Origin of the sequence: Nonomuraea turcica (assembly GCF_030718205.1) — a bacterium.
GTDB lineage: Bacteria > Actinomycetota > Actinomycetes > Streptosporangiales > Streptosporangiaceae > Nonomuraea.
This window is the reverse complement of the sequence record NZ_JAUZQF010000009.1, coordinates 337023-352280: the sequence shown is the minus strand read 5'-3', so window position 1 is coordinate 352280 and position 15258 is coordinate 337023. Positions and strand designations below refer to the sequence as shown.

14 protein-coding genes and 2 riboswitches are annotated in these 15258 nt (G+C 71.2%); of the genes, 13 read left to right on the top strand and 1 reads right to left on the bottom strand.

Annotated elements, in window-relative coordinates; genetic code table 11:
* On the top strand, positions 1–555 hold the full coding sequence (locus Q9G87_RS24910) for a hemerythrin domain-containing protein (protein ID WP_305918862.1): 555 nt from the start codon (positions 1–3) through the stop codon (positions 553–555).
* A gap of 78 nt (positions 556–633) precedes the next feature.
* On the opposite strand, the gene Q9G87_RS24905 is transcribed toward Q9G87_RS24910, so the two are convergent.
* On the bottom strand, positions 634–1224 hold the full coding sequence (locus tag Q9G87_RS24905) for a class I SAM-dependent methyltransferase (protein WP_305918861.1): 591 nt from the start codon (positions 1222–1224) through the stop codon (positions 634–636).
* Positions 1225–1352: 128 nt separating this feature from the next.
* On the opposite strand from Q9G87_RS24905, the gene Q9G87_RS24900 reads away from it, so the two are divergent.
* The 12 genes from Q9G87_RS24900 (at position 1353) to Q9G87_RS24845 (ending at position 15254) form a co-directional block, all read left to right on the top strand.
* On the top strand, positions 1353–2966 hold the full coding sequence (locus Q9G87_RS24900) for a sensor histidine kinase (RefSeq protein ID WP_305918860.1): 1614 nt from the start codon (positions 1353–1355) through the stop codon (positions 2964–2966).
* Entirely contained in the window at positions 2963–3637 is a 675-nt protein-coding gene (locus Q9G87_RS24895) for a response regulator (RefSeq protein ID WP_305918859.1), read from the top strand. The genes Q9G87_RS24900 and Q9G87_RS24895 overlap by 4 nt, the downstream gene beginning before the upstream one ends.
* 129 nt (positions 3638–3766) lie before the next feature.
* Positions 3767–4390, top strand: a complete 624-nt coding sequence (locus tag Q9G87_RS24890) for a phosphoribosylanthranilate isomerase (protein ID WP_305918858.1) — start codon at positions 3767–3769, stop codon at positions 4388–4390.
* Positions 4387–5193 (top strand): GNAT family N-acetyltransferase, encoded by an 807-nt coding sequence (locus Q9G87_RS24885; RefSeq protein WP_305918857.1) that lies wholly within the window; start codon positions 4387–4389, stop codon positions 5191–5193. The genes Q9G87_RS24890 and Q9G87_RS24885 overlap by 4 nt, the downstream gene beginning before the upstream one ends.
* Positions 5194–5261: 68 nt before the next feature.
* Positions 5262–5843 (top strand): CDP-alcohol phosphatidyltransferase family protein, encoded by a 582-nt coding sequence (locus tag Q9G87_RS24880; protein ID WP_305918856.1) that lies wholly within the window; start codon positions 5262–5264, stop codon positions 5841–5843.
* Positions 5844–5847: 4 nt separating this feature from the next.
* Positions 5848–8352 carry a mannose-1-phosphate guanyltransferase gene (locus tag Q9G87_RS24875; protein ID WP_305918855.1) on the top strand — a complete coding sequence of 835 codons (2505 nt, stop codon included), beginning with the start codon at positions 5848–5850 and terminating at the stop codon, positions 8350–8352.
* 269 nt (positions 8353–8621) lie between these two features.
* On the top strand, positions 8622–9134 hold the full coding sequence (locus tag Q9G87_RS24870; RefSeq protein ID WP_106237610.1) for an FHA domain-containing protein: 513 nt from the start codon (positions 8622–8624) through the stop codon (positions 9132–9134).
* Between the two features lie 61 nt (positions 9135–9195).
* Entirely contained in the window at positions 9196–9849 is a 654-nt protein-coding gene (ftsR, locus tag Q9G87_RS24865) for a transcriptional regulator FtsR (RefSeq protein WP_305918854.1), read from the top strand.
* A 120-nt stretch (positions 9850–9969) separates the two neighbouring features.
* Positions 9970–10440: a bifunctional nuclease family protein gene (locus tag Q9G87_RS24860; RefSeq protein ID WP_020539830.1), complete on the top strand. Its 471-nt coding sequence runs from the start codon at positions 9970–9972 to the stop codon at positions 10438–10440.
* Positions 10441–10587: 147 nt separating this feature from the next.
* Positions 10588–11208: a MerR family transcriptional regulator gene (locus tag Q9G87_RS24855; RefSeq protein WP_305918853.1), complete on the top strand. Its 621-nt coding sequence runs from the start codon at positions 10588–10590 to the stop codon at positions 11206–11208.
* Between the two features lie 48 nt (positions 11209–11256).
* Positions 11257–11356, top strand: a riboswitch (glycine riboswitch).
* Positions 11357–11471: riboswitch (glycine riboswitch) on the top strand.
* Positions 11472–11527: 56 nt separating this feature from the next.
* The gene (gene gcvP / locus Q9G87_RS24850; RefSeq protein ID WP_305918852.1) at positions 11528–14353 is read left to right on the top strand and encodes an aminomethyl-transferring glycine dehydrogenase; all 2826 of its coding nucleotides are present in this window, start codon (positions 11528–11530) and stop codon (positions 14351–14353) included.
* Positions 14354–14465: 112 nt separating this feature from the next.
* Positions 14466–15254: a YfgM family protein gene (locus Q9G87_RS24845; protein ID WP_305918851.1), complete on the top strand. Its 789-nt coding sequence runs from the start codon at positions 14466–14468 to the stop codon at positions 15252–15254.
* The last annotated feature ends 4 nt before the right edge of the window (positions 15255–15258 follow it).

Below are 15258 nucleotides of genomic sequence, written 5' to 3'. Positions count from 1 at the left end.
ATGAAGGACAACGATGTGATCGACCTGCTGCTACGCCAGCACGAGGAGATTAAGGGCCTGTTCGACGAGGTCGAGAACGCCGCCCCGGAGGACAAAGAAGAGGCCTTCCGAAGCCTGGTGCGGCTGCTGGCCGTCCACGAGACAGCGGAGGAGGAGATCGTCCACCCGTACGCGCGCCGCAAGCTCGACCACGGCCAGGAGGTGGTCGACGAACGGCTTGCCGAGGAGAACGCCGCCAAGGACATGCTCACGCAGATGGAGAAGGACGGCGTCGACCATCCTCAGTTCGCCACCAACCTCGCCACGTTGCGCAAAGCCGTCGTCGCGCACGCCGAGCACGAGGAACACGAAGAGTTCCCCAGGTTCAAGCAGGCCACCGGCGACAGGGAGCGTCAGGCGATGGCCGTCGGGGTGAAGGCAGCGGAGGCCATGGCGCCCACGCACCCGCACCCGGGGGTCGAGACGGCGGCGCAGAACCTGCTCGTAGGCCCGCCCGTCGCCATCATGGATCGGGCCCGGGACGTGATCCGCAAGGCTATGGGCAAGCCGGGCTGAAGCGCGAGCAGGGCCGAGCACCCGGGGTTGTGAGGTAGTTGAGCAGGAGCTCCTCCGCCGCGGGTGCCCCTTTTTCCGTCAGGGCCTGGGACGGCGCGCGTGGAAGACGAAGGCCGGGGGAGCGTTGCGCCACACCGTGCGTCCCCGTACGACCTCTTCGAAACGCTCGGCCAGCAGCTCCCGGAAACGCCGCGCCGAGTTGAGCGGGATGGCGTGAATGTAGGAGAACGTCGTGAAGGCCGCTCCCTGGCACATCGACGCCGTCACCGCACCCAGGAGATCCCTCTGCAAGCCTTCTGGGAAAGCCGCCCACGGCAGGCCGCTCACCACCACGTCCGCCTGCCGCAATCCCCGTTCCCGCAGGAGCTCGCTCAGGTGCGCCGCATCCGCGTGCGCCACGTCCACGGTGGGGAAACGCTCGGTGAGCAACCGCGCCAGCGGCCCGTTGACCTCCACGGCCAGATGGTGGCCGCGCCCGGCGAGCCGCTGCTGGATCTCCGCGGTGAACGACCCCGTGCCGGGGCCCAGCTCCACCACGGTCGGCTCGCCACGCTCGGGGATCGGCGTGCACACCGCGGCGGCCAGCTGCCGGGAACTCGGCGCCAGCGCGCCGATCATGGCAGGGGAGCGGAGGAACTGACCGAGAAAGAGAGCAGTGCCGTTAGACATAGGACAAAACTAGGGCCAAGATCTGACCAATCGCTCCCCCCTGAGGACGGTCCCTGCGGCCACAAGGAGGAGGAGGAGTCCTCCGCCGGGAGGATTGGCCCTTCATCGCGGCCGGATACCGTGTGCGCATGCGTTGGCGCGGTGTGCCGCTGGATGTCCTGCTGGCCGTTTCGGGTGTGGCTCTGGCCCTGTTGACCACGGCCCATGCGGGCGAGACGAACTATCTGCCCGCGGAGCTGAACATCCCGATGGCGCTCCTGGCGGGCCTGCCCATGGGGCTGGTGCGGCGGTGGCCGGTGCCGGTCACCCTCTACCTGGCCGTCCTGCTCGTCGTCACCGACCAGCTGGGATCGCTCACCTCGAACAGCGCGCAGATCCTCGTGTGCGTCGCGCTCGGCGTGGCCGGGTTCCGGTCCGGCTGGCGGGCCACGGTGGTGGCCGTGGCCGCCACGATCGGCGCGACCGCGGTCAACATCGCCGACCCCGGCATCGCGCTCACCGCCAACGCGTGGATGTACGCGGTGCTGCTGCCGGTCTTCCCCGCCGTACTGGGCGCCTACCTGCGCAGCTCGGCCGGGCGGCTGGAGGAGCGCGACGTCACCCCGGACGCGCTGCTGGCGGCCGCCGGGGTGGCGATCACCGTGCTCAGCACCTGGACCTCCTGGCATTCGGGCACGCAGCCCGTCTGGGTCGTCGGCCTGCTGGCCGTGGTGGGCGGCCTGGCGCTGGGAATCGCCCGGCGCTTTCCCGGGCTGGTCTTCCTCCTGCAGGGCGTGCTGCTGCTGTCCGCCGACACCTACCTGAACGACGCCGTCAACACGTGCGTGATCCTCACCCTCATCGCGGTCGGCGTGTTCGCCATGCGCGTGGCCTCCTGGCCGTGGACGGTGGCGGCGTACTTCGCCGGCTGCCTGCTGACCGCGATCGCCGTGGTCGGCGACGACACCGACATCACCCCGTTCCGCGTCGGCGTGCTCATGACGCTGGTCGCCACGCCCATCGCGATCGGCCGCTACCTCGGCGTGCGGCAGTCCGCCGTGGCCGCCGACCGGCTGCGCGCCGAGGAGGCCGCCCGGGCGGCGCTCGCGCAGGTGCGGGCCGACCAGCTGGCCGAACGCGAGCGCATCGCCCGCGACGTGCACGACATCGTCGCCCACCACGTCGGCGCCATGGTGCTGCGGGCCGGCGCCGCCCGCTACACCGCGCCCGACGGCCCCGTCGCCGACGCGCTCAACGACATCCGCGAGACCGGCCATCAAGTGCTGCAGGACCTGCGGGACCTGCTCGACCTGCTGCGCGAGGGGATCCGGCCGGACAGCGAGCCCCACCTGCTGGCCAACCCCGCCGACGTGGTGCGCGAGTCGGCCGAGCGCATGGCCGCCGCCGGGCTCGTGGTAGACCTGGACCTCGACCCGGCCACCGACCAGGCGCCGCTCATCGCCCTCACCTCGGCCGCCCGCATCGTCCAGGAAGGACTCACCAACGTGCTCAAACACGCAGGCCCCGGCACCCGGGTGCGCATCAGCGTGGTCCCCGCCGGTGAGGGGCTGTCGGTGGAGATCCGCAACGGCCGGCCGCCCACCAGCATCGAACGCCTGCCGTCCTCCGGCCGCGGGCTGGCCGGCATGCGCGAGCGCGTGCGCGCGCTCGGCGGCACCCTCACCGCCGGTCCCGACGGCGAGGGCGGCTGGCTGCTGGCCGCCAGCCTGCCTGCGCGCGTGCCATCGAGGAGCGCCGTGTGATCCGCGTGCTGGTGGCCGACGACCAGGCGCTCGTCCGCGCGGGCGTGCGCATGCTGCTGCAGGCCGCGGGCGGCATGGAGGTCGTGGGCGAGGCCGAGGACGGCGCCGTGGCGGTCCGCCTGGCCGACCGCCACGTGCCCGACGTGATCCTCATGGACCTGCGCATGCCCAGGGTCGACGGCCTGGAGGCGATCAAGCGGGTGCTGGCCGCCCGCCCGGCGAGCAGGATCGTGGTGCTGACCACGTTCGCCGAGGACGCCAACGTCTACGCCGCCCTGCGGGCCGGGGCCGTCGGTTTCCTGGTCAAGGACGACGAGCCGGAGCGCATGGTGGAGGCCGTGCGCCGGGCGGCGGCCGGCGAGCAGCTGCTCGCGCCGTCGGTGCTGCGCAGGGTCGTCGAAGGTTTCCTGGCGGCCGAGGAGCAGGCCACCGCGCCGCCGCCCCCAGGGCTGACCGACCGCGAAGTGGAGGTGCTGGCCCTGGTCGGCACCGGCCTGTCCAACGCGGAGATCGCCGAGGAGCTGCACGTCGGCGTCACCACGGTCAAGACCCACATCGCCGCCGCGATGGAGAAACTGGGACTGCGCAACCGCATCCAGGCCGCGGTCGTGGCCCACCGCACCGGCCTCGTGGACGCCTCCTTCCGCCCGGTACGCCGCGGCCCCGGCTGACGCCTCCCCGGCCCCGGAGGTCCTGGTGTCCGCCGTCCGGCGGATCGGCGATCATCCCGCAGGGTGACGCCGCGGCGCTGATCCGGGCGTGGTCACCGGCAACCGCGCGCCGCCGCTAAGGTTTCAGGTGTGCCCCAGGATGTGTACGTCAAGATCTGCGGGTTGACCGAGCCCGAGCACGTGGCCGCCGCGGTCGAGGCCGGCGCCGACGCCGTCGGGTTCGTCATGACCCGCAGCCCCCGGCAGATCGCGCCCGAGCGGGCCGCCGAGCTGGCCGCGCTGGTCCCCGCCCACGTGCTGACCGTCGGCGTGTTCCGCGGCGAGGACCCCGGCGCGGTGCGGGCGGCGGCGCTGACCTCCGGCGTGCGGGCCGTCCAGCTGCACGGCAGGCACCCGCACGGCGACTTCACCGCGCTCAAGGATCTCGGAGCCGCCTTGATCAGGGCGGTGGACGCCGAGGCCGACCTGCGGTGCGGCGCCTACGACGAGGACCTGCTCCTCGTCGACGCGCCTCACGCGGGCTCCGGTCTGCCGTGGGACTGGGCCGCGATCCGCGGCCGCGCGTCGGGCAGGTGGCTGCTGGCCGGCGGCCTCGCCCCGGCCAACGTGACGGAGGCGATCGCCGCCGCCGAGCCGTGGGGGGTCGACGTGTCCAGCGGCGTGGAGTCCTCGCCCGGCGTGAAGGACCCGGCCCTCATCAAGGCGTTCCTGCAGGCGGTGCGCGGCGCCTGCCCCGTAAGCCGATCGGCGTGACGGAGGAGCTCGCGCGCGCCGCCGCTCTGGCGCGACAGGGCGCGGCGGCCGACCTGGCCCGCGGGGTCGGCTTCATGCGCGCCTTCGCCCGCCGCAGGGCGCCGCGGGAGCTCCCGGTGCCCGGCGGCTTCGCGGTGCTCGACGACCGCTACCCGGGCTCCTACGACGACAACAAGCTGATCGTCGGCGCCGGTGACGGTCCCGGCCCGGCCTCCGGCGCACTGCTGAGGGCGGCCGACGAGGTCCTCGCCGAGCGTGCCCACCGGCTGGTTTCGGTCGACGACGACCGCCTGGGCACGGCGCTGGCGGACGCGTTCGCCGCCGCCGGCTACGGCCACGAGACCAACGTGGTCATGGCCTTCCGCGGCGCGATCCCGGCCGATCCGCCCGTCGCCGAGCACCTCGATCTGGAGGAGCTGGTGCCGGTGCTGCGCCGCGACTGGCGCCGCAGTCTGCCCCAGGCCCCGGAGCACGTGATCGACGATCTCGCCCGCCGCGTGGAGACCCGGTTGCACGGCGCCGGCGTGGTGGCCTTCCGCGGCGTACGCGCCCCGGACGGCCGGATCGCCGCCAGGGCGGACCTCTACATGCACGGCGGCGTGGCCCAGATCGAGGACGTCTTCACCGGCGAGGAGCACCGGGGCCGGGGATACGCGCGTGCCCTGATCACCGCGCTCCTGGCGGAGGCGGCGGGGGCCGAGCTGATCTTCCTGGTGGCCGGCGCGTCCGGCTGGCCGAAGGAGTTCTACGCCCGGCTCGGCTTCGAGGAGCTGGGCCGCATCCACGCGTTCCTGCGCGCCTGACCGGTCCCCGGGCAGTCCGCCGCAGGCGGGGCCGCTGTGGTGGAGTTCCAGGCAGTAGGGTCTGCCTCGTGAGCGAAACTTCCGCCGAGGACCGGATCTGGACGGTTCCCAACCTGCTGAGCTTTCTGCGCCTCCTCGGCGTGCCCGTGTTCCTCTGGCTGGTTCTCGGGCCCAAGGCGGACGGGTGGGCCATCGGGGTCCTCGCGGTGGCCGGGTTCACCGACTGGCTCGACGGGAAGATCGCTCGCGCGTTCAACCAGACCAGCAAGCTCGGCCGGGTCATCGACCCGGCCGCCGACAAGCTGTATGTGGGCGCCACGATCCTGGCGCTGCTGCTGCGCGACGTCATCCCCTGGTGGCTGGTCGCGGTGATCGTGGCGCGGGAACTCTTCGTCGCGAGTTGCTTCCCCGTACTCCGCAAATACGGCTATAGGGCACTTCAGGTGCATTTCCTGGGCAAGGCCGCCATGTTCAACCTCATGTATGCCTTCCCTCTCCTCTTCCTTGCATCCCACACTGGGTGGTATGCCGATATAGCCCGAATTGCCGGATGGGCGTTCGCACTCTGGGGAACAGGCCTCTACTGGTGGGCAGGGGTGCTGTATGCGGTACAGGTGCGGCAGCTCGTAACGTCGGCCAAAAAGGAGTGATCGGGTGAAGGCGGTCGTCATGGCGGGCGGGGAGGGCACTCGGCTGCGTCCGATGACCGCCAACCAGCCCAAACCCTTGCTCCCCGTGGTCAACCGCCCGATCATGGAGCACGTGCTCCGCCTGCTCAAGCGGCACGGCGTCACCGAGACGGTGGTGACGGTGCAGTTCCTCGCGGCGTTGGTGCGCAACTATTTCGGCGACGGCGACGAACTCGGCATGAGCCTCCAGTACGCCACCGAGGACCTGCCCCTCGGCACCGCGGGCAGCGTCAAGAACGCCGCCGACCGCCTTCGCGACGATCGATTTCTGGTGATCTCCGGTGATGCCCTGACGGATATCGATTTAACAGAAATGATCCGATTTCATCGGGAAAATGCGGCGCTTGTGACAATCGGCCTGAAACGCGTACCGAACCCGCTCGAGTTCGGCATCATCATCGTCGACGAACAAGGCCGCGTGCAGCGCTTCCTCGAGAAACCCACCTGGGGGCAGGTCTTCTCCGACACCGTCAACACCGGCATCTACGTCATGGAGCCCGAGGTCCTCGAGGCCGTGGCGGCCGACGAGCCCGTCGACTGGTCATCCGACGTCTTCCCCGCCCTGCTCGAGCGCGGCGCCGCCCTCTACGGGTACGTGGCCGACGGCTACTGGGAGGACGTCGGCACCCACGAGAGCTACCTCAAGGCGCAGGCCGACGCCCTGTCCGGCAAGGTCGCCCTGGACATCGGCGGCTTCGAGCTCTCGCCCGGCGTCTGGGTCGCCGAGTCGGCCTCGGTCGACCCCGACGCCGTGCTCAAGGGCCCGCTGCTCATCGGCGAGTACGCCAAGGTCGAGGCGGGCGCCGAGCTGCGCGAGTTCACCGTGCTCGGCAACAACGCCGTCGTGCGCGAGGGCGCGTTCCTGCACCGCGCGATCGTCCACGACAACGTCTACCTCGGCCCGGGGGCCCACCTGCGCGGCTGTGTGATCGGCAAGAGCACGGACGTGATGGCCGGCGCCCGCATCGAGGAGAACGCCGTCGTCGGCGACGAGTGCGTCATCGAGGCCGAGGCGTACGTCTCCAGCGGCGTCAAGGTCTACCCGTTCAAGACCATCGAGGCGGGCGCGGTCGTCAACACGAGCGTCATCTGGGAGTCGCGGGGCCAGCGCAACCTGTTCGGCCCCCGTGGCGTCAGCGGCCTGGTCAACGTCGAGATCACCGCCGAGCTGTGCGTGCGCCTGGCCAGCGCGTACGCCACCACCCTGAACAAGGGCGAGCACGTCGTCACCTCCCGCGACTGCTCACTGGCCGCCAGGGCGCTCAAGCGGGCCGTCAACGCCGCGCTCACCGCCAGCGCCATCAACGTGCTCGACCTGGAGGCTGCCCCGCTCCCGGTGGCCCGCTTCCACACCGGCCGCGAGTCGGCCGCGGGCGGCATCTCGCTGCGTACCACGCCCGGCGATCCGCAGAGCGTCGACATCGTCCTCATGGACGGCCGCGGCGCCGACCTGCCGCCGGCCGCCCAGCGCAAGCTGGAGCGGGTCTTCTCCCGGCAGGAGTTCCGCCGCGCCTTCCCCGGCGAGATCGCCGAGCTCACCTACCCGGCCAGGGCGGTCGAGGACTATACGCGTGAGCTGCTGCGCCACGTCGGCATCGACGGCATCAGGGACATGAAGGTCGTCGTCGACTGCGCCGGCGGCACCTCGTCGCTGGTGCTGCCCGCGTTACTCGGCCGGCTCGGGGTGGAGGTGCTGACCGTGAACGCCCGCCTCGACGACCTCTCGCCCACCGAGACGCTGGCCGAGCGCCGCCGCGACCTGCAGCGCCTGTCCGAGCTGGTCAGCTCCTCGCGTGCGGCCTTCGGCGTGCGGTTCGACCCGGTCGGCGAGCGCATCGCCCTGGTGGACGAGATGGGCCAGCTCATCAACGACGAACGGGCGCTGCTCGTCGTGCTCGACCTCGTCGCCGCCGAGCGCCGGGGCGGCCAGGTGGCGCTGCCGGTCACCACGACCAGGGTCGCCGAGCAGGTCTGCCGCTTCCACGGCGTGCAGGTGCAGTGGACCTCCACCGCGCTGGACGCCCTCACCTCGGCCGCCGCCGGAGCCGACATGATCTTCGCGGCGGACGGGCGCGGCGGGTTCGTCGTGCCCGAGTTCAGCCCGGCCATCGACGGGCTGGCCGCGTTCATGCGCCTGCTGGGGCTGGTCGCCCGCACCCGTCTGTCGCTCAGCCAGATCGACGCCAGGATCCCCGAGGTCAAGCTGCTCAAGCGGGCCGTGCCGACGCCCTGGGCGGCCAAGGGCGCCGTCATGCGCTCGGTGATCGAGGCGGCCGAGGCCGAGGCCGAGGGCCACCGCATCGACACCACCGACGGGGTGCGCGTGACCCACGACGACGGGAGCTGGGTGCTGATCCTGCCCGCCGCCACCGAGCCCCTCACCGATCTGTGGGCCGAGGCGCCCGACATGGACGGCGCCCAGGCGCTGCTCGAACACTGGGCGCGCATCGTGGAGCAGGCCGCCACCTAGGGGCCGGTCACCGAGTGTGATCTGAAAAAGTTCGCCCGCGAAGCGCGCGGACGGCGCCGCAAGATCGTAATGTTGAAACGCGCGGCGGCATGGACCACGGGGCGGAAGCGGCGGTAACTTTGTCTGCGTCCACACCACAGTCCAGCGCCCCGAGTTGACCTTTACCGCTGATCAGCGTATGTTGCGGCATTCGCAAACGTGAAAAAGCGAAGCGAGGCGCGCCCCGAGCACCGTCGCCGCGTCTTCGCGGTAGGAGGCCGAGCCGATCGATGCCGAGCGTCTACTGCACGCAGTGCGGGCACGCCAACCCCGAGGATGCCCGTTTCTGTTCCCGTTGTGGGTCACCGCTGACCAGACCCGAGGTCTCCGGGGACACCACGTCGACGATCTCCGTCGCGGGAATCGAGGCATACGAGGCTGAGACAGGTGACATGCTCCTGGCCGAGCGGGCGCTCGTCGAGCAGCTGCCGCCCGGCACGGCGTTGCTCACGGTGACCAGGGGCCCCAACCAGGGGAGTCGTTTCCGGCTCGACAAGGAGCTGACCACGACCGGGCGCCACCCGGAGAGCGACATCTTCCTCGACGACATCACGGTCTCCCGCCGCCATGTCGAGTTCTACCGGCATCGTGGTGGCCAGTTCTCCGTCCGCGACGTCGGCAGCCTCAACGGCACCTACGTCAACAGGGAGCGGATCGAGGAGGTGCCGCTGCACTCCGGCGACGAGGTGCAGATCGGCAAGTTCCGCCTGGTCTTCCTGATGCGGGGCAACGCCGGGGCATGAGCGAGCGAAGCGAGCGGCCAGTAGACACAGCTCCGCCAGGACTCATGAGGCCGAAGGACTCATGAGTCCTCAGGCGGCACGCTCGCACATGAGCATCGGGGAGGTGCTCGCGCTTCTGCAGGGCGAGTTCCCCGATGTCACGATCTCCAAGATCAGGTTCTTGGAGGGCGAAGGGCTGATCGAGCCCGAGCGCAGCCCCTCCGGCTACCGCAAGTTCACGCATCTGCACGTCGAGCAGCTGCGTTTCATCCTCACCGAGCAGCGCGACCACTACCTGCCGCTGCGGGTGATCAAGGACAGGATGGCCGAGAGCTTCGGCCGCCCCCGCGCGGTGCAGGACAAGCACGAGGTCAAGCTCAGCCGTGCCGAGCTGCTCGAGGCCGCGGAGATCGACGAGGAGACGCTCACCGAGCTGGAGGACTACGGCCTGCTCGCCCCGGTGGCCAGGCGCTACGACGAGGAGGCGCTGAAGGTCGCGCGTACCGTCGGCGCCCTGGCCCGCTTCGGCCTGCACGCCCGGCACCTGCGCGCGGTCAAGGCGGCGGCCGAGCGCGAGTGCGGCCTGGTCGAGCAGACCGTCGCGCCCGTGCTGAAACGGCGCGCCCCCGGGGCCATCGGCGAGGCGGAGGAGACCGCCAGGGAGCTTTCGGCCCTCTTGCTCGATCTGCACGCATCTCTGGTGCGCACGGGCGTACGGTCGGTGCTGGGCCGTTGAGAGCGAGGCGAGCAGGGAGCCGACGGCACATTCCAGGCTCGCCGGGTGTTACGTTGAATTGAAGTAGCCAGTCGAGCGAAGAGCTGTGCCGGGTGACCGGTCAGGAATACGGAGCAGCCCGTGTTGCAGATGGAGGTCGTGGGCGTAAGAGTTGAAATGCCCACAAACCAGCCGATCGTCTTGCTCAAGGAGGCACACGGGGAGCGGTTCCTTCCGATATGGATTGGCATGACCGAGGCGACGGCGATCGCCCTGGCCCAAGCGGAGGAGCCACCGCCGCGGCCGCTCACCCATGACCTCTTCCGTGACGTCCTGAGCGCCCTGGGCGTCGGCCTGCGGGCGGTCAACATTGTGGCGCTGCGTGACGGCATCTTCTTCGCCGATCTGGTGTTCTCCAACGGCGTGGAGGTGAGCGCGCGGCCGTCGGACTCGATCGCGCTCGCGTTGCGCACCGGAGCCCGCATCTTCGCCAGCGAGGAGGTGGTCCAGGAGGCCGGCGTGGTCATCCCCGATGACCAAGAGGACGAGGTGGAGAAGTTCAGGGAGTTCCTTGACACAATCACTCCTGAAGACTTCGGCAGGGCGGGGTAGGTATTTCGGTGCATTTACGCTTCACGACGCGCCGAGCCGGATCGTTGACTGAGCATGGTCACGGTCCTACGGTGCAAGTGAAACCCGTGGCCGCCCTTCATGAACCCCCAGATCAGGCCACGGGATGAGAGAAAGCCGGAGGTCCGCGTGGCGGTCAGCAGCGGCGAGGGAAAGACGGCCGGCCAGGAAGATCCGGTACGGCGTGAGGACGCGCGGCAGCGTGCCGGGGAGCAGGGTCTGCTCTTCGACGAGCAGCCGGCGGCGTTGCCGGGCGACATCGGATACCGCGGGCCCACGGCCTGCGCGGCGGCCGGCATCACCTACAGGCAGCTCGACTACTGGGCGCGCACGGGCCTGGTAGAGCCCACGATCAGGGCCGCGCAAGGCTCGGGCTCCCAGCGGCTCTACAGCTTCCGCGACATCCTGGTGCTCAAAGTCGTCAAGCGGCTCCTCGACACCGGGGTGTCGCTGCAGCAGATCCGCACGGCCGTGCAGCATCTGCGCGATCGCGGGGTTGCCGACCTCGCCCAGATCACGCTCATGAGCGACGGCGTCAGCGTCTACGAGTGCACCTCCGCCGACGAGGTGATCGACCTGCTCCAGGGCGGCCAGGGCGTGTTCGGCATCGCGCTCGGCCGGGTCTGGCGCGAGGTCGAGGGATCCCTCGCGGAGCTGCCGGGGGAAAGAGCGGCGGTCGAGGACACCGTCCCGGCCGACCACCCCGCTGACGAGCTCGCCCAGCGCCGCCGCGCCCGACGCATCGGGTGAAATCCCCTTGTAACGCATAGGGGCTGTAATGTAGGACAGCAAGGCTGATGACCCCGTGCGGGAGAGTCTCTGGGGCCCACGGGTCCCGGGGCGCCGAAGGAGCAACCCTCCCCGGAATCTCTCAGGCACCCCGTACCGCTCGGGCGAGGCAACTCTGGAAAGCAGGCGCGCCCGCCAGGCGTGCCTCACCGACGGTGCAAGCCCCTGTTCACGGGGGTGAAGCTCTCAGGTCGCGGTGACGCCGCGCTGACAGAGTGGGGAGATCCGGCACTCGCCCGCGCCCTGGCGCCGGTCTCCATAGCCTCGGGAGGCACTGTCCATGACCGACCTGTCAGCTCCGCCGTTCTCATCCCGGCACATCGGCCCCTCCGCTGCCGAGCAGCAGCGCATGCTCGAGGCCGTCGGCTTCGAGTCCGTGTCCGATCTGGTGGCCGTGGCCGTCCCCGAGGCCATCAGGGCCAAGGACCGGCTCCAGCTGCCCGCCGCCGCGAGCGAGACCGAGGCGATCGCCGAGCTCCGCGCCCTCGCCGACCGCAACCGGGTGCTGACCTCGATGATCGGCCTGGGCTACCACGACACGATCACGCCCGCGGTGATCCGCCGCAACCTGCTGGAGAACCCGGGCTGGTACACCGCGTACACGCCCTACCAGCCGGAGATCTCGCAGGGCCGCCTCGAGGCGCTGCTGAACTTCCAGACGGTCGTCTCCGACCTCACCGGCCTGCCCGTCGCCGGGGCCTCCCTTCTCGACGAGGCCACGGCCGCCGCCGAGGCCATGACGCTGGCCCGGCGCGCCGGCAAGTCCAAGAGCAACGTGTTCGTGGTCGACGCCGACGCGCTGCCGCAGACCAAGCGGGTGCTGGCCACCCGCGCCGAGCCGCTCGGCATCACGCTCGTGGAGCACCCGCTCGACGGCGAGCTGCCCGCGTGCTTCGGCGTGCTCGTCCAGTATCCGGGAGCCTCCGGGCGGCTGCGTGACTTCCGCGCCGTGGCCGCCGCCGCGCACGAGGCGGGCGCGCTCGTCGTGGCCGCCGCCGACCTGCTGGCCCTCACGCTCGTGGCCGCGCTGGGCGAGCTCGGCGCCGACATCGCGATCGGCTCCTCGCAGCGTTTCGGGGTGCCGTTCGGGTTCGGCGGGCCGCACGCCGCTTACATGTCGGTACGCGAGGGGCTGCAGCGGCAGATGCCGGGCCGCCTGGTCGGCGTGTCCGTCGACGCCGACGGTGACCCCGCCTACCGGCTGGCCCTGCAGACCCGTGAGCAGCACATCCGCCGCGAGAAGGCCACCAGCAACATCTGCACCGCGCAGGTCCTGCTCGCCGTCATCGCCGGCATGTACGCCGTCTACCACGGCCCCGACGGGCTGCGCCGCATCGCCCACCGGGTCCACCGGCACGCGGTCGCCCTCGCCGACGGGCTGCGCGAGGCCGGCCTGGAGGTCGTGCACCGCGAGTTCTTCGACACCGTCCTGGTCCGCGTGCCCGGCCGGGCCGCCGAGGTCGTCGCCGCGGCCGCCGAGCGGGGCGTCAACCTGTGGCAGGCCGACGCCGACCACGTCTCGGTCGCCTGCGACGAGAAGACCGGCGCCGCCGAGGTGACCAAGGTGTGGGCGGCGTTCGGCGTGGACGGATCCGAGGTGGCCTTGGACGCCGACGCGTTGCCCGCCGCGCTGCTGCGCGAGTCGGCGTACCTGACCCACCCGGTCTTCCACGGCCACCACTCCGAGACGGCGATGCTGCGTTACCTGCGCAAGCTGCAAGACAAGGACATCGCGCTGGACCGCTCGATGATCCCGCTCGGCTCCTGCACGATGAAGCTGAACGCCAGCACCGAGATGGAGCCGATCACCTGGCCCGAGTTCGCCGCGATCCACCCGTTCGCGCCGGAGGCCCAGGCCGCGGGCTACACGGAGCTGATCGGCACGCTGGAGCGCTGGCTGGCCGAGATCACCGGCTACGACGCGGTGTCGATCCAGCCGAACGCCGGCTCGCAGGGCGAGTTCGCCGGGCTGCTGGCCATCCGCGCCTACCACCGCGCGAACGGCGAGAGCGGGCGCGACGTCTGCCTCATCCCGTCCTCCGCGCACGGCACCAACGCCGCCAGCGCCGTCATGGCGGGGATGCGCGTGGTGGTCGTGGCCTGCGACGCCGACGGCAACATCGACCTGGCCGACCTCGACGCCAAGATCGACAAGCACCGGGACGCGCTGGCCGCGATCATGGTGACGTACCCGTCGACGCACGGCGTGTACGAGGAGAGCATCACCGAGGTGTGCGCCAAGGTGCACGGCGCCGGCGGGCAGGTCTACGTCGACGGCGCCAACCTCAACGCGCTGGTCGGTCTGGCCAAGCCGGGCGAGTTCGGGGCCGACGTGTCCCATCTCAACCTGCACAAGACGTTCTGCATCCCGCACGGCGGCGGCGGCCCGGGTGTCGGCCCGGTGGCGGTGCGCGCCCACCTGGCGCGCTACCTGCCCGGCCACCCGCTGCACAACGACACGCCCGTGGGGCCCGTCTCGGCCGCCCCGTACGGGTCGGCGGGGATCCTGCCGATCTCGTGGGCGTACATCAGGATGATGGGCTCGGACGGCCTGACCGCGGCGACCGAGCAGGCCATCCTGTCGGCCAACTACCTCGCCCGGCGCCTGGCCCCCCACTACCCGGTGCTGTACACCGGGCGCGGCGGGCTGGTGGCCCACGAGTGCATCATCGACCTGCGGCAGATCACCAAGGAGACCGGCGTCACCGTGGACGACGTGGCCAAGCGGCTCATCGACTACGGCTTCCACGCGCCTACGATGTCGTTCCCGGTGGCCGGGACGCTGATGATCGAGCCGACCGAGAGCGAGGACCTCGACGAGCTCGACCGGTTCGCGGAGGCGATGATCGCCATCCGGGGGGAGATCTCCAAGGTGGCGTCCGGCGACTACGACAAGACCGACAACCCGCTGCGCAACGCGCCGCACACGGCCGAGTCCGTCGTCGCCGACGAGTGGGCGCACCCTTACTCGCGGACGGAGGCCGCCTACCCGGTGCCGTCGCTGCGGGACGGCAAGTACTGGGTGCCGGTGCGCCGCATCGACCAGGCGTACGGGGACCGCAACCTGGTGTGCTCGTGCCCGCCGCTGGAGGCCTACGAGGACTGAGCCGTCCGGCCGGCCCTGGATCTAGGGCCGGCCAGTCCTTCAGCGTCAACTGAGCAGACATGATCGCCAGAAGTGGTTAAGCTTCGTGCGACCGTCGCCAGAAGGAGCTCTCTTGACGTTCTCAGAGCTGGAGACACCGCCCCTCGACACCGCCCGCCGCCTCGCCGAGGACGGTGATCTCGACGGAGCCGCCGCCATCCTGAGCCGGCTGGCCGCCGACCCTGAAGGACCCGACCGGGCCCAGGCCGCCGTGGGGCTGGCCGTGGTGCTGGAGGAGCGCGGCGACGTCGAGGCCGCCCGCGCCGCGGCCAGGACCGCGCTGGCCACCGGACATCCTGAATACGCCGCGCAGGCCGCCTGCCATCTCGCGCAGGGCTTCGAGCGGGAGGGCCGGGCCGAGCAGGCCAGGGCCGCCTGGCAGGCCGTGCTGGGCGTCGGCACCGCCGCGTACGTGCCGCTGGCCCATCTCGCGCTGGCCCGGCTGGCCACGAGCCTCGAGGAGGCGGAGGCGGAGCTGCGGGCCGCCATGGCGGCCGGCGACGGCCAGATCGGCGCGCACGCGGCCCGGCAGCTGGCCGATCTGCTGATGGAGCACGACGAGCCTGGGATGGCGGCCGACGTCCTCATGGAGGCGCTGGAGTCGGCTCCCGAGGAGGATGTGCCGGGGCTGCGGGTGCAGCTGGGGATCGCGCATCTGGAGCTGGCCTGCGCCGAGTTCGCCGACACCGTGGAGGGCGGCGCCGACCCCCAGACCAGCGCGCTGGCCATCGAGCTGCTGGCCCGCACCCTGCCGCTGCGCGGGCGGGAGGAGGACGCCGAGCGGGTGTGGGCGTACGGGCTGGAGCACGAGGACGAGAGCCTGGCAGCCGAGGTCCGCCTCCGCTACGACCGCGACGCCTGATGGT